The organism is Coralloluteibacterium thermophilum (assembly GCF_042654365.1).
GTDB classification, from domain to species: Bacteria; Pseudomonadota; Gammaproteobacteria; order Xanthomonadales; family Xanthomonadaceae; genus Coralloluteibacterium; species Coralloluteibacterium thermophilum.
Genome location: NZ_JBHSGG010000032.1, coordinates 1 through 17,586 on the forward strand (window position 1 = coordinate 1; position 17,586 = coordinate 17,586).

Consider the following 17,586-nt stretch of genomic DNA (forward strand, 5'->3'; position numbering starts at 1 on the left):
GATCCTGCCGATGGACCCATCGGGAGATCCGAGCTTTCGGGCCATCTCGGCGATCAACTGGCGCGCTTCGCCGTCGGTTCCAGAAACCGCACCGAGGGACTGAAGCCAGCGGTAGAACTCCGGAGTGGCGCGGCCCGTGGCATCGACAAGCGGTGCAGCGGAGCGCGGCAGCAGCGACTTGTTCGGCATCAGCTGGCCGCCTTCTTCCCGATTGCGTACCAGCTAACGGGGACTGCGCTCTGGATCCGGGTCGAGCTCTGGAACTCCGACGCCGCCACGATGACGGTGAAGCCTGTTGGGGACTGGCTGACGACAGCCGGGATCACGAAGTGCCCGGAGTTCGTTGGCGTCTGCGTGTTGACCGTGACTCCGATGTACGGCGTGGCCGCATAGCCGGTCGGGAAGCTGATCTGCATCGACGCATTCGTGTCGCCGGACGCCGGAATGGTGGCGGTGCCCCACTGTTGGAGCGTGTCGAGCACCTGCAAGAACCCAGAACCTTCCGTCACGTCAGGATCAGGCGGCTGCGGGATGTCCGGCGGCGGAACCCAGATCAGGTTGGCGCCGTCGGTGCTGAGGAGGCGATTCGCGGACCCGCTGGGGTCGGGCACCTGCCTCACGGGCTGCCAGAGCAGGTTGCTGCCATCGTTCGTCAGGAACTGGCCCGGCAACAGGCTGGGGATCGTGCCGCCGGCCGCAGACTCGGGCACGACATCGCGGGTCCAGATCGTGGCGCCCAGGCTGTCGCGCAGCACCACGCTGTACTCGCCATCCAGCCAGATTTCGTTGTTCGAACGGCCGGACGAGTCCAGCGGCACCGGGTTGGGGTTCGGCGTGAACAGCCCCGGGTCCGACCAGGTCGTCTTCGGCGAGGTCGTCCCGCGCTCGTAGAAGGCAAGGCTTCCCCCAATGACGGGGCCCAGGCCGAGCAGGTCGAGGAATACCGGGGCGGGGTTGAGGAATCGCGTGGGCATGCTGGCTCCGGAAATGCAAAGCCCCGCGCGAGGCGGGGCTGGGTCGTTAGTCGTCGGGAGGGGCTAGAGCTTGATCGCGGCGATGATGTTGGCGACCCCGAATGTCATGATGCTCACCACAACGCCCCAAGCCAGCCAGTACGCCCAACCGGGTCTGTCGAGAATTTTCAGCATATGGCACATCGCTCTGAGTGCGAACTTGGTACTATCGATCACGGTTCCCTCGTGCCGTCTACACGGGTGGATCAAGAACCCTCGGGCAGCCTGGCCGCTGCTCGGGGGTTTCGCTTTTGTGAAAGGGTGAAGAGGCCAGCCGGCGAATCAAGCCGGGCTGGGTGGTAGGATCGCGGTCGTCGAACCGGACAGCGGGGACTGGTGGTGATGAAGGATGTGGCCGTCTACCCGAGGTGGCAGAGGCTCCTGATCCGATTCATGGAGTCGCGCGTCGTGCAGGGCATCGCTGCGACTGCATGCGGCGTCGCCCTCGCCTTGCCTATCCGCTACTTCGGAATCTGGTGGCCCGTCCTGATCATCGTCGCCGGCCTGTCCTTCGCGCTGGGCTGGAACATGGCGCGCAGGAAGCTACTGCGCGACGGCTACATCCCAGGAATCTAGTCCTCCCTGCTGGCGGCGCCGGCACCTGCCGTGAATCCGGCAGGCACTCCTGGATGCGCCCCGCCGTGCGCCCGCACAGGGTCGCTGACCGCACGCGCCGCGCGCACTGCGTTGAGGGCTCCACGCACCGACTCCATCGCAGGACCTAGCAGCGGCACGCCGTTAAGGCCCTGACCGAGGAAAGTCCGCATGAGGCGCTCCGCTGTGCCCGAGGTGCGCCCGAATTCGCCCCGCGCCACAAGCGGCTCCAGCGACGCCGCCAGCCGGCGTACCTGGCCCCACTCATCAGGGCTGTAGAGCGCTTTCACTACACTGGCGTTGCTGTACTCGCTTGAGCGAATGTTGCGGATGATCTGCCCCATGTTGAGAGGCTCTCCGTTGTTCCCGCGCGTCATCCGCTCGAAGTGGGCGGCCCGCAGACGTCCGATCACCTCCGGGTCGCCGTTGGCGGCAACGCGCAACCTCTCGATGAAGCGAGCCGCACCGGACTTACTGACTTGGCCGGCGCCAAGCGCAATGTTGACCAGCTCCTCCGGGGTACGGCTCCCGTCAAGGAGCCCGGCGATGAACCTGTCGGAGTCGGCGCCACCCTCGAAGCGGCGGGCGAATTCGGCGCGCAGCGCGCGGGCCTCCTTCATGGCCGCCAGTGCCGACGGGTCGCCAGTGACCAAGGCGGTGTCCACGGCCTCGTCCAGCCAGCCATCGAATTCACGCTTCACAGCCACCATCGCCGCACGGTCCGCCCGATTGGTTGCTGCGTTGATGTTGTTGTTCAGGATACGGCGCTGCGTCTCAAGCGCCCGTAGCGTGACGCCAGTGACATTGCCGCCCTCGGCCGACTTCAGGATGTTCTGTGTCGCCAGCCGCACCTGTTCTAGCGTGCGCGCAGTCGCTGGCGTCGTGTCGAAGTTGGGTGCGAACTCGCGCACCGCATTGCGAAGGCGGTTGGGGAGCCCTGCGACAGCCTCTGCGCTCACCGCAGAGCGCCCGCCCTGCCCGGCCGTCTCGTAGGCCGCACTGATCCGCCCGCTAAGCTCGTCCGCCTGCTGCCCGAGGCGCGAGGCTGCGCCCTGCGCGAGTTCAGCAGGTGTGGAGCCGGGCCGCCCACCGAACCGCTCGCCCATTCCAGCCAGCGCATCGCTCAGGGCCCGCCTATTGGACTGCTCCGCCTGTAACATCGGCCCGTTGGACACCGGCGTCTGCCGCAGTACCTCCTCCCGGCTGAGCTGCTGGAACTTGCGGGCTCCTTCCGTCAGCCGCTGGCCCTGGGTGTAGATGAATCCGAACTCCTCGCGCCCGAGGATTGCTCGGGGGTCGGCGCCCGCTCGGATCTCCTCCATGGCGTTGCTCAGGCGCGCCAGCTGGTCAGGGGACACGTTCTCGATGCCGGCTTCGCGTGCCAGTGCCCGAGCGGCCTCCCTGTTGCTCCCCATGCTGCGCGCGAACTCCATCGCCTTGCCGCCAATGCGGCCAATCACCGTGCCGGCCAGCTCACCGCCAGCACCGCCGGCACCCGCGAGCGCGGTGCGCGTGGGATCGATCTCGCCCGCGTTGAAGACGGCCTGAAGCCCGGTGTCTGCGGTGGCGGCAGCAGTGCCCTGCAGCGCCGCACGGCGGCCGATCCCGAGGTTTCGGGCTTGCCCCACCCTCGCCGCCCACGTCGCTGGGACAGCCATTGCCACGATGTTCCCTCCGGCCTTGGCGACGTCAGTCGAATCGAGACCCGGATCCGAAGTGCGGTACGTCTCCCCGTCCGGCAGAGTGACCGTGGGCTGGCCGCCCTCCGACTGGCCCGCCGTCCCGCCACTCCGCCATGCCAGAAAGCGCGCTGCGCTACGGCCACCGCCGAAGGTGTCGATTGCTGCGGCGCCGAACATCGACAGCGGGTCTACGCCTGCCCGACGGCGGAAGTCAGAGTCCATGCGGAAGAGCGAGGGCCGCACTTCACGCTGCTCTGCCGAGTCCGACGCACGCACGACCATCGGCTCCATCTCCGCCGGCTCCGTACGGGCCTGCAGTGCGTAGCGAGTCCAGGGGCCCGCAGTGGGCGATTCCTGTCGATTTGCGTACTTCTCCCACGGACCAGACATCAGAGTCGCTCCCAGCTCTGGGGGTCGGCTGGATCGCCGCCCCGGAACCGCCACCCGTCCTCTACGGTGCCGGGCTGAGGAGCGCCGGCCTGCCTGGATGTGCCGTAATCCTGTTCGTACGCCTCGTTAACTCGCTGCCACGACTGCTTGACCTCGCGCCGGAAGGCTTCGATGTTGCGGCGTAGCTGCTCCGGCGACTGACTGTTCTCGATGTTCCGGACCACTGACTGGAGGAATGCGAGTTCGCGCTCGGTGACGTTGCCCAGCGCGCCGCCAGTGGGGCTGGATGCGCGCATCGCGTTCAGCTCATCGAAGCCGGCGATGGCCTGGAGGGTTCCGAGGTCTCGACGAAGATCAGCCGCTGGCGTGCCGGGAACCGCCGAGGCCAGGCTCGCGAAGCCCGCCGTGGCGTAGTTGATGCGCGGGAGGATCCCATCGACCAGCGTATCGACTCGGTTCACACGGTCCGTCGCCTGCTGCATCGCCAAGCGCGCCCTGCCCGCGTTCGCACGCTTCTCCTGCTCGTGCTTGACATCACCCACAGCCCGCTCACGGCTCACTGCCCCCTGGGTCTCGATCTCCTGCCGCCGCGGGAGATTCCCTAGCGTGACCTCTTCTTCGGCTGCGCGCGTCAGAGCGGCCTGCTCCTCCGGGGTACGGCTCACGAACGGACTGGCCGCGGCCGGAGATGGGGCAACAAGGCTCGGCATCGGCCGCGCCGGCTGCTCAGCCCCCGTCGCTGGGATGTTGAAGTCGCCCGTCGCAATCTGCTGCCGTTCGGCCGGCGTGAGGGGGCGCCCGATGTCCTGCTCGATGAAGGCCGCAACGTCGTCAACCCCCATGGGCTGGCCGGCCGCCCCGGCGAACTGGCGCGCAGGCTCAGGCGCAGGCATCGCCGAGGCACCAGCGAGCTGCGCTTCCTCGTACTGGCCGGTACGGCGGTTGAACGTCATCTGCCGCTCTCGGCCATCGGCGCCCTTCACCGTGATCGTCTGCTGGTTCTGGCCCAGGTCCGCGCCGCCCAGAACCTTGGTGGTGCCGTCGCGATGGACCGCAACACGCTGACCTTGGTCATCAACGTACGTGGAGAGAATGGCCGTCCCAGCCCCACCAGCACCCTGCGTCCTCGCCAGCACCTCGTAGAGCGTCGGCGCCATCGTCGCGTCGTCCCACTGGTCCGGGAACTGCCCATCGGGCAAATCCTGCGCAAGCATCGGGCGCACAGCAGCCCATGCGCCCTGCACCTTGGCGGGGTCACCCGACTGGCGGGCCGACTCCAGGTAGCGAGCAGCTCCACCCAAACGCTGCAGGCGCCGGTCCTCCTGCTCACCGAACGCAGACTGCTGCGCCATGGCCGCCTGCGGGCTGACCGCTGCCATCTGGGCCAGCAAGCTCTGCTGCCCCGCGGCCGGCGTGGTGTACGCCTGCGACGACAGCTCGGCCAACTTGCTCTGGCGCCGGAAGTCGGACACATCCTGACCCTGACGCAGCCCGGCGCTGTAGCCGTTGATGATCGACTCGAACGGAGAGGCCATCAGGAGTTTCCTCCCCAGTTCCAGGCGTTGCCCTTCTGGTACTGCCCAATGCCCCAGCCGGCGAGACCCGCCAGGCCGCTCGCCGCGTTCTGGTTCGCCTGGCCCGCAGCTTGGTAGGACGACGCGCGGGCATTGCCGGCGTTGATCAGGGCGTTGCTGACGTTGTTCGCCGCGCTCTGCCCGAGCGATCCAAGATTGGAGGCCGTCGTTTGCCCCAGCCCGGCCATCGAGTTCAGGGAGTTCCGGTAGTTGTTGAGGTTCTGCGTCGCCAGGCCTGAGGCGAAGCTGATCCGATCAGCGTCGGTGCCCCCGGCATACAACGACCCCCGGGCCGCCGCACTGCGGTCGAGTGCTGCAAGGCCTCGGTCCTGCGCATAGAGGTAGTCCGGCGAGTTCTCGAAGCCGGAATAGTCGCCACTGTTGAGGCGCTCCAGCGACGACAGCGCCGTCTGGCCCGCCTGAAGCCACGGCATCTGATCCTGTCGGGCCAGGTCGAATTGCCGCTGCTGCTCGGCAATGGCCGCATTGCTCGCGCCGACCTGCGCGTTGGCGGCGCCCTGAGCCGACTTCTTCGCCTGATTCGTGGAGTAGAGGGTGGTCGCGGCCCCGATTGCCGCTCCGGTCACTGCTGCCATGTGAGCACCTTCGTGTAAGAGGATTCGCTGTGCCTATATCCAAGGCGCTCGTAGAGCACCGCGGCCTGCGGCGGGCTGTTGTGGAGATGCACCATCTGGATCGCGCCGACGCCGCGCGCACGACATGCCGGCTCAATCGCCGACAGGAGTGCCTTGCCTGTGCCGCGCCCCTGCGCGTCCGGGTCCACCCACCACATCACTTCGTGGGCAGCGAGCACGTCGGCGTTGAACATGAAGGGGCAGACAACGAGGCCGGCCATGCCGACCAGCTCACCCTCGTCGGCGACAAGAAGCACACCGGTGTCGATCATCATCCGGGCGAGCGCCGCCACGGACTCAGGATTGAAGGGCGCGAAGCTGGGATAGCTGGTCGTCGCGTAGAACTTCCTGCCCATCTCGACGATGGCTGGTATGTCGTCGTGCGTCGCTGCGCGGATCACTCGGCAGGCTCCTTGAGGTTGAAGAATGCGACCGCGATGAGTCGGCCGTCGTCGTGACCGGACCCAAAGGCCGCGAACGGCCAGCGGCTGTGGAACAGCGCGGATTCGTAGATCACAGCCCGGTTGAAGCGCATCTCCGCCAGCGCGACCTGATCCCAGGCGTCAGCGTTGTCCCAATCACCGCGCACCTGTTCGAGCAACTCGAACTGGCCCGGGTCGATGCGGTGCGCACCCGTCGCCTTGTGCCGCCAGAACGCGGTCCCGCCGCTGCCCTCGCTGAGGTAGAGCACCAGAGCGTGCGTGCCCCAACCAACGTCGGAGTGGATGGCGGCGTTTGGCAGCTCCCCGCCGAAGTTGAGCCGGAAACCCATGCCGAGCATCTCGACCGGCCCTACTTCGGCCTCAAGGCGATCCTGCAGCCCGGGGATGTGCGTCAGGCAGACGCGCTTGTAGACCTCGCCGTCGGGCGCGGCCCAGTCGATAAAGGGCGCACACAGCCCCTGCTGCCGGGTCGCATGGGGCGCCGGCATGAAGTGGTCGATGATCCTCATCGGTCGCACGGCTCCAACAGGATGCTGGCGGCCAGCAAATCGCGCTTCATGGACGACGACACGCGGACATGGAACACCCACTGCCGGCCCTGGCCCAGGCGGAGCAGCTTCACGCGCTTCGCGTACTCGCCGATCTCACCGAGCGACCGGCGGCGCCAGTTCGACCAGTTTCGGCCTCCGTCCTTGCTGTAGCGGACGTCCACGAACGCGTCGGGGTCTGAGTGCGACTGCACGCCGGTGTCGAATACGAACTCGACGCCCGCGACCAGTAGGCGATTCTGCTCGCCGTGCAGCACGCCAGAGATGCGCTCAGAAACCAGAGGGGCGCCATTCTCTGTGGCCTCATCCCAGGTCACTTCGTAGAGGTTCCCGTTGGCGTAGTCGCCGGCCAGCCATCGGTCCTGCCACCTGACCAGCCCGACCGCCCTCCATCGCCTGAGCCCGTAGGACTGGCGGCGATGCCATTCACCAGAGGCGACGTCGTATCCCCACGTCAGCCCATCCGGGAACGTCAGATACCAGACCTTGTGTCCTCGGTCTTCCCACACCGTTGCTTGCGCCAGAGCGATGTTGCAGCGGCTGATCTCCTGCTCGACGGGATGCGTGCTCATCCGCACGGCCTGGTAGCCGTTCAGTCGGTAGACGATCCCATCGTCTCCAAGCCACATCAGACTGTTGTCGATGGCTGCGACCGCATCACGGCCCGCGATCCCTGTCTGGATCACGATGCGCTTCGACTGGAAGGTGTTCGTCGCTGCGCCGACGTTGTCGAAGAACTCGATGGTGCGCTCGCTGAAGACCACGACCTCGCTCTGGTTGACCCTGAGCGTGACGATCCGATCCGGCGACGCCTCGGACTCGTACCGGTCCACGGTGTTGTAGTCCGTTGCGTCTGCGAGTTCCGAGTGGAACCAGAATCGGCCAAACGGCTCGACCTGCACCAGGTAGCTGTCCACGTAGTCCACAGCGACCGCACCCGGGTAGCCGGGATCGGTGATGCGGGACAGTGTGGATGTGCGGGTGTTGAAGACGTACCCACTCGATCCGGCAGTAATCAGGAGCTCGTTGCCGCCCGTAATCTGGTTGTGCGACATCCCGACCGGGCCAACACCAGGAATGGTGCCGAGGCTGGTACTGCTGCCGTTGGCATGCACTCGATACAGCGTGTTGCCGGAGACGACGAACAGCGCGCCCTCGACGTTGCGAGCGCCCCGACAAGGGCCTGTGCCTACAGCTGCGAACAGGCGCAGCCCAGGAGGCGTAAGGAGTTTCGATGGGGAACGGCCCTGAGGGCGCTCAGCCGGCACCGGCAGGTAGTTGACGCAGTCTTGCGCAGACCAGGGTCGCGTCTCGTCCGAGTAGGCGCCGCCGACGATGGGGACAGGCTGCCACATCAGTAGTAGGTCGCCTGCGTGACGCTTCCGAGGTCCGGCTTCTGCCGGAGGCGCGCCAGGCCACGGAGCGCCTCCCTAGCGTCCTCCTTGATCCCTTCGCGGCGCGCCATGACGCCATAGGCGTTGATCAGCGTCGATGCGATCAGCGGCACAAGCAGGGCGAAGTAGCGCGCAGGGATGAGGCCGTCCACATCGAACGTCACCATGCCGTCCTCATGCAGGCGCTCCAGCTCCTGCTGGCATCGGGCGTCCGTGAGGGCATAGTCCTCCGCCTCCGGCGCTTCCGCACCGTCGATCACCCCCAACTCGCTCAGCACCGAGCGGACCAGATCGGCCCGTGTATAGGTCGCCATGCGCTACCTCAAGAAGAAGTGGGCGGGAGCCGGAGCCCCCGCCCTGTCGGTTACTCGTCGGATGCAGCGGCGACGAAGCCGGAGACGACGCCCCAGTCCTTCGCGTCGGACTCGCCCTGGCGCCACTGGATCTTCTCGATGCCACGCAGCTCCATGAAGCCCACGCCGTGCCGGAAGCCGTAGTCGTCTTCCTTGCGGGTGGTGGTCTTGGTGGTCATCGCCCAGGCGACGCCCAGTGCCTGCGCACCGCACAGGTAGATCGGGGACACCTGCGCACCCTCGCCGCCGACGCCGCCGAGCCCCAGAATCTCCGGAATCTCGCGGATCACCACGCCGTCCCAGTAGAGGGACGTGGTGCCCGTGAACAGCGGGTTGTTGCGCCCACGCTCACGCGCGTCGGCATGTTCCTGAGCCAGGTCCAGCTTCAGGTCACGGTACGGACCAGTACCCACGAACAGCACGAAGGTCTCCTCGTCCTCGCCGTACACGTACGGGCGGATGCCGTCGCCGTTCACCGTCACTGCGTTTTGGGCGATGCGCTTGAGCTTCGACACCATCGCCTTGTTGAGCGTCTGCTCCGCGGTGATGTTGCCCAGCGCGGTCGAAACCGTGGCGTTGAAGTTGCCGATGTCGGCGCCGTAGAGCACGCGGTCGCTGTTGGCTGCGTTCCACGTGTTCCGCTGCGCTGCGGTTGCGTCTGCCCACGGGATGCCGTTCACCGAGCCGAGCGCGGCGATGATGTCGTTGCGCAGGTAACGCATCGCGAGGGTCTTGAGGGCGTCTCGGCCGGCATTGCGCACGTCGAACGGAGACGCCTGCTCCTCCTCGACGTTGACGACGGTCGCATCGCGGACCACGCCGATCTGGATGCGGTGGCCGTCGTTCGGCAGCGCCTTCTCGTTGCCGACCAGGTTGGTCGATCCGTCGTTGTAGCCGGAGTCTGCGTCCAGGGCGCCGACCAGGGGGATGGTGATGGCATCACCCTTCTTCTTGGTCAGGTTGTTCTTGACCTGGATGATGTCGTTGGTGGACGTGCCCATGTACCGCTTGAAGCGGTTGGCGCGCACGTACTCCTTGAAGAACTCGGCGTCCCACTGCTTGGCGCGGTTGGCCTGGGAAATGATGGTCTCTGCCACGGTGGTTTACCTCTTGAAGATGTCGTCGAAGACGGATTCGGGGGGCACGGCCGTTGCCGTGCGTGCGTTGCGTGCCGATGCCAGGTCGGGCGGGATTGCGGCTGCGGCCTTGGCCTTTTGTTCGGCCTCCAGCTCGGCACGGATCTGCTCACGCAGCTCCTTCTCAAGCTGGGCGCGGTAGGCCTCCGGGTCCTTCAGCGCCTCCATCTCCTGCAGCTGCTTGCCCAGCTTGTAGGCAGCCTTCGCCGGGTTCGGGGCGCCGAAGATCTGCTGATGCAGAGCGGGGTTCTCCGCGAGCTTCGGCTTCAGGCTTTCCAGCACGTCGTCGTAGTCGGCGTACTGCTCCCGCGCGTCGGCTTCCAGGGCGGCGTACATGCGCTGCAGGACCACCTGCTCGCCGTTCCGAAGTGCCTCTGCAACGAACTTCTCGGGATCTGCGAAGAAGTCCGGCCGCTTCTCCGGCTCGGCCGTCTTCAGCTTCTCCTTCTCAGCGCGAAGCTCCTGAAGCTCCCGTTCGAACTGCTGCCGCTTCTCCCGCTCAGCCTTGAGCGCGGCGAGGGGGACGCGTTCCTCCTGCTTGGGTCCCGGGGTCGGCGGCACCTCGGTCTGCTTCGCCTCGGCAGGCTGAGCCTGGACTTCCGGCTCCGGCTGCGTGGGCTCGCCCGTCTGGATGTCAGATTCATCGGCCGCTTCGGCCGGCGTGTCGTCACCCATCCCGTCGAGAAAGTCCTTGTCCTGCTCGCTCATGGTTCTGCTCTCCACATCGACCGAACGCCGTCGTCGCGTATCGCGCTAGGGAACGGGCGCGTCCGTCGTCGCCGTCAGGCAACAAAAAAGGCCCTTGCGGGCCTTGGTTCACTGCACTAAAGGCACCTGTGGCGGATCGGGCGGCCGCATGGCCTGCATACGATCGGTCTCCGCCCTGAAACGCTCGATCTCCAGCTTCTGGGCCTCGATCTGCAGCTCCATGCGCCGCAAATCCAGCTCCGCAGCCTTGATCTGCTGCTCGCCTTGGGCGCTCTGAGCCTTCTGCTCAGCCTGTTGAACCTGCTGCTGGGCCTCCTGCAACGCCTGCTGCATTTCCTGCATCTGCTGTTGCACCTGCAGAGGGATACCGCCGCTTTCGAGGTGCTCAAGGATCTGGTCCTTGTTCCGCAGGCTGGACGCCTCGATGACCATCGCGGTCGGGATTGCGCTGGGATCCGCCTTCTTCAGCTCGACCAACTGCTCGAATTGCTCCGACTGAATCGTCACCGAGTCGGGGCCGTCTTCCACGATGATGTCCACGTCGAGCTCGGCGAGGTCGTTCTGGGTGACGACCTCCTGGAATCGAGGGTCAGCCTGAAGCATCGCGATCTGCTCGTCCGTCAGTTCCCTGCCCTGCTGCCGAGCCTGCTCAATCACCAGTTCAGCCTGGGTCGCCTGGCGATTCAGGCCCACCCAGCGCAAGTTGTTCTCGTTGTCGGTGACGCGGATCCAGCGTTCCTCTGTCCAGTACTGCCGGATGCGGCACCAGATCGCGCGATAGACACGCCACGACCAGTCGCGCAGCGAGTCAAATGCGGTCGCATGCTCCTGTAGCCCCGCGATCTGCAGAGCCTCCACGGCGCGCCCGGACGGCGCCTGCACGTCACCCTGAAGCGCTGGGTTGACCCCCGATGCGTCGATCTCCGCCTTTGCCTCCTGCAGCATCTGCAGCTCGCCCTGCATCTGGGCCAGGGTTGCGTTGTCGCGCAGCTCAAAGCGCATGTCCGGCGTCACTTCAATCGCGCCGTCGGGCTCGGCGAGTGCGCGCTTCGTCGCGGCCACGTCGGCCACCGCGCCTCGCTCGTAGATGAACTGGTTGACCGAGAGCCTGTGGAGGGCCTTACTGCGCCGCTTGTTGATCTCGTCCTGCGCCGAGATCATGTTGCGGACCTCACCGTACCTCTCGTTCTCGCGCGTCACGTACGCCGAAACCGCCAGCAGGTCGCAGGCCGGGGCTCCGTCCTCATCGAGGTACGGCGACGGCTGCGGGTCGCGCAGATACCCGCCACGACAGAGCGTGGCCGTCATCCACTTCCCATCCTCGCGCCAGCGGTGCTGCAGCACGCGGATGCGCTTCCGCTTGTCGTCGCTCCAGTTCAGCTTGGGGCGGTCGTCGTACGTGTTGCCGTCGGTCTCGCCTGTCGTGTAGGCGCTTTTGATGACGTCTTCTTTCCCTGGGTAGAGGGCGAGCGCGTCTTTCTCGTCCATCCAGAGCACGACGCCGAGGAAGTTCGCGTCAGAGAAGTCGCGTGCTCGGCTGTGCGGATCACGGTAGAACCGGTCCCACGGCACCCGCGTCAGCTTCACATCGAACTGGCCGTCCGCCTTCTGCGCCACGGTTACGGTGCAGGCGCCGATCCCCTCAATGAACATGTCCTCGGCAACGTCGGAACGCAGCTTCTGCCATTGGTTCTGGTCGCAGACGAACCTGAGGGCGTCGGTAACCGCCTCTGCATCCTTGTCGTGCTGCGGGGTGCGCGGAAATGCCTTCGGGTCCGTGCGCTGCCGACGCTCGAATCCGAGCAGGCTGTTGATCTTCGGCTTGATGCGGTTGTAGATGACCACGGGCTGCTTTCGCTTACGGAGGACCTCTTCTTCCTCCGCCGTGATCTGACGACCGTCGTAGTAGTCGCGATCCCGCTCGGCAGCGGCGCGCTCGTTCTGCGTCTGGTCGTACGCTTCTTCGAACTGTCGTAGCGCCTGCGCAAGAGCGTCGTCGGTCATGCTGCCTTCCAATTCAGTTCATCCTCGTCATCGAGGTCGTAGTCCTTGCGGCGTGACCTGGGCTGAGCGGCGCCCGGAGCTGCATTTGCCATGCTGTCCAGCCCTCGGCCAATCAGGCTGCACACGTCCACGGCGTCGTCCTGCCGACCGTCCTCGCCGTTGAAGGCACACAGCTGGTTCAGCAATCGCATCGCCCACGGCTTCCCGGCAGGCAGGTAGACCGCGCCGGCAGACGCTCGGGCTGCGAAGCCCAGAGCGCGCTCCGCCTTGCTGCCCGCCGACGCGAGCGGAACGCGGCGGATGAACGTGCCGGTCTCCCGCATGCGCTTTGTGATCGCCGAGTCCAGCGCCCGGAGGATCACGCCCTTTTCCTCGAAGGCCGCCAGCGGCCGGTACTGCGCCCCCAAGGCGATCCAGGCGTCGATCCAGTCCGATGGGTCGGTCTGCCCGTACCACCAGTCCACCGCGTAGAGGTCGCCGTTCGGCGAGAGGCCCCAAACCCCGTGCTCGGTGTGGTCGCCGCCACCCTCGGTCACGCCATAGTCGCTGGCGATGTACAGGTTCAGGCGGCTGGGCAGCACGTCGTAGAACCGGAACCAGTCGCGCTTGAACAGCAAGCCGGCGAGAGAGCGGCACTTCCCCTCCCAGACGTGCTGGTAGAGGTCGTCGTTGATCGCTTGCAGCTTCCGGCGCTCCTTGTCGAGCTCACCCGGGAACCACGGGTTGTCCCGCCAGTTGATGTCCACCACCAGCGTGTCCGGGTCGTCCTGGCCCGCTAGCTGATGGACGAAGTCGTCCTCCTGCTCCGGGTTGTAGCTCCACCACAGCTCGGACCCGGCCTTTCGAATCGTCGGGATCAGCACCTGGGCAGATCGCTCGCTGACCGAGTGCGCCTCCTCGATCCAAGCGCCGTCGTAGCCCTCGTAGGACTTGATGCTGTCGGCGGTGTGCTCCTTGAGGCCGACGAACGAAAATTCGGTTCCGTTCGGGGCCTTGATCAGCTTGTCCTGTACGTCGTAGAAGCGGCCCAGGCCTAGCGCCTTGATCTGGTCTGCCAGCAACCGGTGCGACGACTCCTTGATCGACTTCTGGGTCTCGCGGCAGCAGAGCCAGCGCGTCGGCTCCACATACCCGCGTACAGCCAGCAGCCTGGCGATGCTCCACGACTTCGCCGAACCTCGCCCCCCACGGGCGATCTTGTGACGTGCGCGGTGGGTCTGAAACGGCAGCATCTTGGCCGGGATCTCCAGCCGCAGCGTGCTCATTCCGGCGCCTTCGCCTCCACGGCGACGATCTCGATGCGAGTTGTCTGCTCAACGGGGCCGCCGTTCGGCCCACTCAGCTCCATCTGGTTCCTGTCGCCGAATCGCTTCGGGTCCCACTTCGCCAGGAGCTTCAACCGCGTCTCGATCCGCAGCTTGTCGCGCTGGACGTCACCGGCCTGCTCATCCGCGATAGCGAGGCAATCCTCCGCAATGCGGTCGAAGCCGATCTCACGCGCGCGTGCGATGGCGGAAGAAACGTCATCCCGCTCCCTCACCCAGTTCCTCACAGTGCGGTCAGTCGGCATCCCCTCGTCGCGGCAGATCTGCGCAAGCGGCTCACCCTCCGACAACCGCTCACAGATCACGTCAAGGATCTCGTCTGTGTACTTGCTGGGTCGCGCCATCAGTGCGAGTCCCCTACGACCTCAAGCGTCGCGATGTGGACCACCTGGCCGCCAGCACGTACCAGCAGCGTCGCCACGTTGATCCCGTGCAGCTGACGGCGGCTCTGCCCAGCCGGGATAGTCCAGCTGACCTGTCCGGGCTCCGGGCTCCGGGCCGGCACCGAGGAGAGCCGCCGCCCCCTCATGAGGACATCGACCGCGAGGTCCAGCCCCTCAAAGGACGGCTTCCCCTCCTCGTCTCGCACCTGCACCGTGAAATGTGCATCGCTGCCCCGGTAGAGGCGCTGGTTGCTACGGGCGACGTAGACGGTGCCCTGCGGCGGCGGAGGTGGCGCAGGGTCGTCGGCCCATACCTCCACCAGCATCTCGAACGAGTCCTGCCGAGATGTCTCGGTCCCGGCGCCAGTCCCGTACGTGATAGACCACGTCTCGCTCGTCTCAACGGGATTCGGCACGAACCTGTGCGCGTCGCGTGCCGTATCGCCGTTGTAGACGAAGGCCTCCTCGTCATCCGGGTAGTACACGACGTAGCTCAGGCCCTCGTTGCCTACCACCGCGTAGGACCGGTAGCCCGAGAATGTCAGCCGGAAGCGACGCGGTGTGTCCCAGAGATGGACGCTGAACCCGCCAGTCATGTCCGTGGCTCGGATGACGCTGCCGGACATCTCAGCGCCTCCAAAGCCGTGATCGTCGAACTCGTATTGGGCGCCAGCGGCCGCGATCTCAACCCAGCCCATCGCTGCCCCCGCTCACTGCCTGTCCGTCCGGATCACGGCTTGGGCTGCTCGGATGCGGGCGTCGCACTCGGCGCCGATTCGAACAAGATGGCCCGAATCTCGCTCTCGAAGCGCGGCTCCTGCATCACCGCTGGCGGCGGCTCCGGGAGTACCGGGCACACCATCTCCGGCGGGGCACGCCCAGTGCTCGCGCAACCTGAGCCGAGCAGCACGGAGATCAGCAGTAACGGACTCGCCAACCAGCTGCGCATTGGTTAGTTGCTCCTGTAGCTCAGCGACGACGGTGTTGTGACGCTCTTGGGCCTCACGCTCCCGGCGCCGGACGTCGAGGATCATGTTGGTCATGGCTGCCAGTGCCGCCTCTCGATCTGTCGCCGCCTCGATCTCTTGGTCAGCCAGAGCCATCTGCGCGCCGTGCAACCTGCACGACTGGACGCCCAAGACCACGATGAGCGCGGCGATGACCGCGACCAGAGCGCGGATCATCAGCGCTTCTCGCCCTGCGAGTGCTGTACCGCCTGCTCAGCGGTCGAGGCTGCACGCTGCGCAGTAACCGCCGCGTCCGCCGAACGATCAGCCGCCCGTGCCGTGGTCGCGGTCAGGGACTGGATCTGCGCCTGCATCGCCCGGGTCGCCTCGTCGTAGGCGTCGCGGGTGTATCGCAGCTCCTGGGCGTGCCTCTCCATCATGGAGGCGCGCTCAGCCACGCCGTTGGCCTGGCTCGCATACCAGCCCGCGATGGCTCCTCCGAGGATCAGGAGCAGGCAGCCGATCAGCCCGTCGTACTTGCTCAGCCAGCGCCTCGCTGTCATGCCTATCTCGTGGTGGGTCATGGGGTATTGCCCTCGGCGGACGGGATGCCCGCTGCGCGTTGCATCTGCTCCATCTGAGCCGTGAGGTGGCGGACCTCCCTCTGCAATGCGGTGATCTCGCCCTCCAGCCGCCCAACCTTTCGCGCGAGGTCGTTCCGCTCTGCCGCGTATCGATCAGCGCGTTCGTTCGCGGCTGTCAGCTGGCGCTCCAGGCGCTCGATCATCTCGATCGCCGCGGTGTCGCCAGCCCGGTCCCTTGCGTTCCTGCTCAGCCACTGCCGGAACAGAAGCACGCCGCTCACGACGGAGCCGAGAGCGATGCTCCAGGTGCCGACGCTCCCGACTCCCTGTGCCGCTGCGACCAGCGCCTCAGCCTCAGGAATCACGACAGGAACAGCCTGCGCTCGTCCTCGCGCCGACGCACGAGGCCCGACAGAACCTTGCCGCCGGCGTAGACCCAGCGCCCGAACTCGTTCGCCGCGCCCGCGTAGTCGCCGGCGTTGAGCTTGCGCAGCAGCGTCGAGCCCTGGAAGTTCCCGCGGCCGACGTTGAAGACGAAGCTCACCAGCGCGTCGAACTGGTTCTGGGTGAGCGGGACCTTGACCAGGTCCGTCACCGCCCACTCGGCCTGCGTCAGGTCCTCGCGCAGCAGCAGGTTGCCCTCTGCCTCGGTCAGCGGCGCCCGGGCCAGCTCCTCAGCCGTGGCCGGACGCTTGGCAATCAGGTGGCCGTATCCGACCGTCGCATAGCCAGCGGGGTCGTTGTACACGCGCGGGCGCCAGCCCTCGTGACGCTTGATCAGCGCCACGCCAGCATCAGATGTGATCATGCCGTGGCTCCGTAGGCGCCCGCCGGTCCCCTCACGAGGGACTTGTCGGCGGGCTGGGCGTGGGGAGCGCCCAAAAAGAAAGGGCCCGCCGAAGCGAGCCCTTGCGTTAGTCGGATCGGGCCGGCGCTGATCTCCGGCTTGGTACTCGCACCTGCAGGGTTAGGGCTGGACGTTTCCGGCCCGCTTTCCCGGCCCTCGGCGCCAACCGCCGACGCATGCCGCGCATCAGCCTGCGCATTCCGATCCAAGACTGGCGCCTGTCCAGCCTTGCGGCGTCCGCGGCCCCGGGGTTTCTGTCAAGCGACAGTCTTCGAGCGTAACGAAAAAGCCCCCGCCTTTCGGCAGGGGCTCTTATCACAGCGTGCCACAAATATGCCGTCGCGCGGTGGCACCTGTCAAGCAGCTTGAGCAAGCCCCAACAAGAATCCACGGACGAATTCCTCTCCCCGCTTCACCAGATCGAGGTAGGCACGCACATGCATCACGCCTCCAGTGAGGCCGTAGAGCAGCCGATTCGCCTCCTCGAATCGCTCGACCTTGCGCCGGCCCGTACCGCAGTAGTACCCGCGAAGGGCACAGGCCATTGCGACGTTCGTGCGAGCCACATCCGCCACAATGTCTTCGATCTGTTGCTCCAACGGCGGTGTCTCCAGCGGCTTGAACCCCACTACTTTCGGGGGCATCTCCCCGCGATGCTCGATCAGCACTTGGAGCATGTTCTTAGACTGGTGCCCGAGGTACTCGCAGTCCCGGGACAGCGCGAACTCTCGGCCCCACGCGTCCAGCCGGCGCCTGACGTACTCGCCGAATGTGTCGACTTGGCTCATGCGGCCTTCCTCCCCTCGTAGTCGAAATGTCCGGTGTTGGTGCAGGCCGGGAACCTGCGCTGCGGCGTGAGGCCGCACGCGATCAGACCCCAGCCACGGATGGCGTTCTTGCAGGCGGCGCAGCCCTTGAGCTGGCGGATGCGCTTGACCTCGTCCCACTGGCTGCGACGCTCGGCGAAGTTCTCGGGGCCGGTCAGCGACATGCGCGAACCTTGCGGACTGGTCTGCCACGCGACGC

23 protein-coding genes are annotated in these 17,586 nt (G+C 66.3%); 1 reads left to right on the forward strand and 22 read right to left on the reverse strand.

Going from position 1 to position 17,586, the window contains the following annotated elements:
• The 3 genes from ACFO3Q_RS11500 to ACFO3Q_RS11510 form a co-directional block, all read right to left on the reverse strand.
• Positions 1–189: hypothetical protein (locus ACFO3Q_RS11500; protein ID WP_377004865.1), on the reverse strand; the 189-nt coding region annotated here is incomplete at its 3' end.
• Positions 189–974 (reverse strand): hypothetical protein, encoded by a 786-nt coding sequence (locus ACFO3Q_RS11505; protein ID WP_377004866.1) that lies wholly within the window; start codon positions 972–974, stop codon positions 189–191. The genes ACFO3Q_RS11500 and ACFO3Q_RS11505, both read right to left, overlap by 1 nt.
• Before the next feature lie 63 nt (positions 975–1,037).
• Positions 1,038–1,190 (reverse strand): hypothetical protein, encoded by a 153-nt coding sequence (locus ACFO3Q_RS11510; protein WP_377004867.1) that lies wholly within the window; start codon positions 1,188–1,190, stop codon positions 1,038–1,040.
• Between the two features lie 216 nt (positions 1,191–1,406).
• Here ACFO3Q_RS11510 and ACFO3Q_RS11515 point away from each other — a divergent pair, with 216 nt between their 5' ends.
• Entirely contained in the window at positions 1,407–1,589 is a 183-nt protein-coding gene (locus tag ACFO3Q_RS11515; RefSeq protein ID WP_377004868.1) for a hypothetical protein, read from the forward strand.
• Here the strand turns inward: ACFO3Q_RS11515 and ACFO3Q_RS11520 are convergent.
• From ACFO3Q_RS11520 to ACFO3Q_RS11610, 19 genes are all read right to left on the reverse strand, one after another.
• Positions 1,586–3,580, reverse strand: a complete 1,995-nt coding sequence (locus ACFO3Q_RS11520) for a hypothetical protein (RefSeq protein ID WP_377004869.1) — start codon at positions 3,578–3,580, stop codon at positions 1,586–1,588. The two genes, ACFO3Q_RS11515 and ACFO3Q_RS11520, sit on opposite strands and share 4 nt — an antisense overlap.
• A 98-nt stretch (positions 3,581–3,678) precedes the next feature.
• On the reverse strand, positions 3,679–5,214 hold the full coding sequence (locus tag ACFO3Q_RS11525; protein WP_377004870.1) for a hypothetical protein: 1,536 nt from the start codon (positions 5,212–5,214) through the stop codon (positions 3,679–3,681).
• On the reverse strand, positions 5,214–5,849 hold the full coding sequence (locus ACFO3Q_RS11530) for a hypothetical protein (RefSeq protein WP_377004871.1): 636 nt from the start codon (positions 5,847–5,849) through the stop codon (positions 5,214–5,216). The genes ACFO3Q_RS11525 and ACFO3Q_RS11530 overlap by 1 nt, the downstream gene beginning before the upstream one ends.
• Positions 5,837–6,289: a GNAT family N-acetyltransferase gene (locus tag ACFO3Q_RS11535; RefSeq protein WP_377004872.1), complete on the reverse strand. Its 453-nt coding sequence runs from the start codon at positions 6,287–6,289 to the stop codon at positions 5,837–5,839. The genes ACFO3Q_RS11530 and ACFO3Q_RS11535 overlap by 13 nt, the downstream gene beginning before the upstream one ends.
• Positions 6,286–6,840 carry a DUF6445 family protein gene (locus tag ACFO3Q_RS11540; RefSeq protein WP_377004873.1) on the reverse strand — a complete coding sequence of 185 codons (555 nt, stop codon included), beginning with the start codon at positions 6,838–6,840 and terminating at the stop codon, positions 6,286–6,288. The genes ACFO3Q_RS11535 and ACFO3Q_RS11540 overlap by 4 nt, the downstream gene beginning before the upstream one ends.
• A complete protein-coding gene (locus tag ACFO3Q_RS11545; RefSeq protein WP_377004874.1) occupies positions 6,837–8,234 on the reverse strand; it encodes a hypothetical protein in 1,398 nt (465 codons plus the stop codon). Before ACFO3Q_RS11545 ends, ACFO3Q_RS11540 begins: the two co-directional genes overlap by 4 nt.
• Positions 8,234–8,587, reverse strand: a complete 354-nt coding sequence (locus tag ACFO3Q_RS11550; protein ID WP_377004875.1) for a hypothetical protein — start codon at positions 8,585–8,587, stop codon at positions 8,234–8,236. The genes ACFO3Q_RS11545 and ACFO3Q_RS11550 overlap by 1 nt, the downstream gene beginning before the upstream one ends.
• Before the next feature lie 50 nt (positions 8,588–8,637).
• Positions 8,638–9,723, reverse strand: a complete 1,086-nt coding sequence (locus ACFO3Q_RS11555; protein WP_377004876.1) for a phage capsid family protein — start codon at positions 9,721–9,723, stop codon at positions 8,638–8,640.
• Positions 9,724–9,729: 6 nt separating this feature from the next.
• Entirely contained in the window at positions 9,730–10,470 is a 741-nt protein-coding gene (locus ACFO3Q_RS11560) for a dihydrolipoyllysine-residue succinyltransferase component of 2-oxoglutarate dehydrogenase complex (RefSeq protein ID WP_377004877.1), read from the reverse strand.
• A gap of 108 nt (positions 10,471–10,578) precedes the next feature.
• Positions 10,579–12,474, reverse strand: a complete 1,896-nt coding sequence (locus ACFO3Q_RS11565; RefSeq protein ID WP_377004878.1) for a portal protein — start codon at positions 12,472–12,474, stop codon at positions 10,579–10,581.
• Positions 12,471–13,739, reverse strand: coding sequence for a PBSX family phage terminase large subunit (locus ACFO3Q_RS11570; protein WP_377004879.1), 1,269 nt, complete (start codon positions 13,737–13,739; stop codon positions 12,471–12,473). Before ACFO3Q_RS11570 ends, ACFO3Q_RS11565 begins: the two co-directional genes overlap by 4 nt.
• Positions 13,736–14,143: a terminase small subunit-like protein gene (locus tag ACFO3Q_RS11575; RefSeq protein ID WP_377004880.1), complete on the reverse strand. Its 408-nt coding sequence runs from the start codon at positions 14,141–14,143 to the stop codon at positions 13,736–13,738. Before ACFO3Q_RS11575 ends, ACFO3Q_RS11570 begins: the two co-directional genes overlap by 4 nt.
• Positions 14,143–14,880 (reverse strand): hypothetical protein, encoded by a 738-nt coding sequence (locus ACFO3Q_RS11580; protein ID WP_377004881.1) that lies wholly within the window; start codon positions 14,878–14,880, stop codon positions 14,143–14,145. Before ACFO3Q_RS11580 ends, ACFO3Q_RS11575 begins: the two co-directional genes overlap by 1 nt.
• 12 nt (positions 14,881–14,892) lie before the next feature.
• A complete protein-coding gene (locus ACFO3Q_RS11585) occupies positions 14,893–15,366 on the reverse strand; it encodes a hypothetical protein (protein ID WP_377004882.1) in 474 nt (157 codons plus the stop codon).
• Positions 15,366–15,692, reverse strand: coding sequence for a hypothetical protein (locus ACFO3Q_RS11590; protein ID WP_377004883.1), 327 nt, complete (start codon positions 15,690–15,692; stop codon positions 15,366–15,368). The genes ACFO3Q_RS11585 and ACFO3Q_RS11590 overlap by 1 nt, the downstream gene beginning before the upstream one ends.
• A gap of 17 nt (positions 15,693–15,709) precedes the next feature.
• Positions 15,710–16,078, reverse strand: coding sequence for a hypothetical protein (locus ACFO3Q_RS11595; protein WP_377004884.1), 369 nt, complete (start codon positions 16,076–16,078; stop codon positions 15,710–15,712).
• Positions 16,075–16,521 carry a lysozyme gene (locus tag ACFO3Q_RS11600; RefSeq protein WP_377004885.1) on the reverse strand — a complete coding sequence of 149 codons (447 nt, stop codon included), beginning with the start codon at positions 16,519–16,521 and terminating at the stop codon, positions 16,075–16,077. The genes ACFO3Q_RS11595 and ACFO3Q_RS11600 overlap by 4 nt, the downstream gene beginning before the upstream one ends.
• A 395-nt stretch (positions 16,522–16,916) precedes the next feature.
• Positions 16,917–17,348 carry a hypothetical protein gene (locus tag ACFO3Q_RS11605; protein ID WP_377004886.1) on the reverse strand — a complete coding sequence of 144 codons (432 nt, stop codon included), beginning with the start codon at positions 17,346–17,348 and terminating at the stop codon, positions 16,917–16,919.
• On the reverse strand, positions 17,345–17,586 hold a 242-nt coding region (locus ACFO3Q_RS11610; protein WP_377004887.1), incomplete at its 5' end, for a hypothetical protein. The genes ACFO3Q_RS11605 and ACFO3Q_RS11610, both read right to left, overlap by 4 nt.

What these genes read in the sequence shown, in the direction of transcription:
- ACFO3Q_RS11505 (WP_377004866.1), bottom strand. Translation starts at nt 974, where the DNA reads ATGCCCACGCGATTCCTCAACCCCGCCCCGGTATTCCTCGACCTGCTC.
- ACFO3Q_RS11515 (WP_377004868.1), top strand. Translation starts at nt 1,407, where the DNA reads ATGGAGTCGCGCGTCGTGCAGGGCATCGCTGCGACTGCATGCGGCGTC.
- ACFO3Q_RS11520 (WP_377004869.1), bottom strand. Translation starts at nt 3,580, where the DNA reads ATGGAGCCGATGGTCGTGCGTGCGTCGGACTCGGCAGAGCAGCGTGAA.
- ACFO3Q_RS11525 (WP_377004870.1), bottom strand. Translation starts at nt 5,214, where the DNA reads ATGGCCTCTCCGTTCGAGTCGATCATCAACGGCTACAGCGCCGGGCTG.
- ACFO3Q_RS11530 (WP_377004871.1), bottom strand. Translation starts at nt 5,849, where the DNA reads ATGGCAGCAGTGACCGGAGCGGCAATCGGGGCCGCGACCACCCTCTAC.
- ACFO3Q_RS11540 (WP_377004873.1), bottom strand. Translation starts at nt 6,840, where the DNA reads ATGAGGATCATCGACCACTTCATGCCGGCGCCCCATGCGACCCGGCAG.
- ACFO3Q_RS11545 (WP_377004874.1), bottom strand. Translation starts at nt 8,234, where the DNA reads ATGTGGCAGCCTGTCCCCATCGTCGGCGGCGCCTACTCGGACGAGACG.
- ACFO3Q_RS11550 (WP_377004875.1), bottom strand. Translation starts at nt 8,587, where the DNA reads ATGGCGACCTATACACGGGCCGATCTGGTCCGCTCGGTGCTGAGCGAG.
- ACFO3Q_RS11560 (WP_377004877.1), bottom strand. Translation starts at nt 10,470, where the DNA reads ATGAGCGAGCAGGACAAGGACTTTCTCGACGGGATGGGTGACGACACG.
- ACFO3Q_RS11565 (WP_377004878.1), bottom strand. Translation starts at nt 12,474, where the DNA reads ATGACCGACGACGCTCTTGCGCAGGCGCTACGACAGTTCGAAGAAGCG.
- ACFO3Q_RS11570 (WP_377004879.1), bottom strand. Translation starts at nt 13,739, where the DNA reads ATGAGCACGCTGCGGCTGGAGATCCCGGCCAAGATGCTGCCGTTTCAG.
- ACFO3Q_RS11575 (WP_377004880.1), bottom strand. Translation starts at nt 14,143, where the DNA reads ATGGCGCGACCCAGCAAGTACACAGACGAGATCCTTGACGTGATCTGT.
- ACFO3Q_RS11580 (WP_377004881.1), bottom strand. Translation starts at nt 14,880, where the DNA reads ATGGGCTGGGTTGAGATCGCGGCCGCTGGCGCCCAATACGAGTTCGAC.
- ACFO3Q_RS11585 (WP_377004882.1), bottom strand. Translation starts at nt 15,366, where the DNA reads ATGATCCGCGCTCTGGTCGCGGTCATCGCCGCGCTCATCGTGGTCTTG.
- ACFO3Q_RS11590 (WP_377004883.1), bottom strand. Translation starts at nt 15,692, where the DNA reads ATGACAGCGAGGCGCTGGCTGAGCAAGTACGACGGGCTGATCGGCTGC.
- ACFO3Q_RS11600 (WP_377004885.1), bottom strand. Translation starts at nt 16,521, where the DNA reads ATGATCACATCTGATGCTGGCGTGGCGCTGATCAAGCGTCACGAGGGC.
- ACFO3Q_RS11605 (WP_377004886.1), bottom strand. Translation starts at nt 17,348, where the DNA reads ATGAGCCAAGTCGACACATTCGGCGAGTACGTCAGGCGCCGGCTGGAC.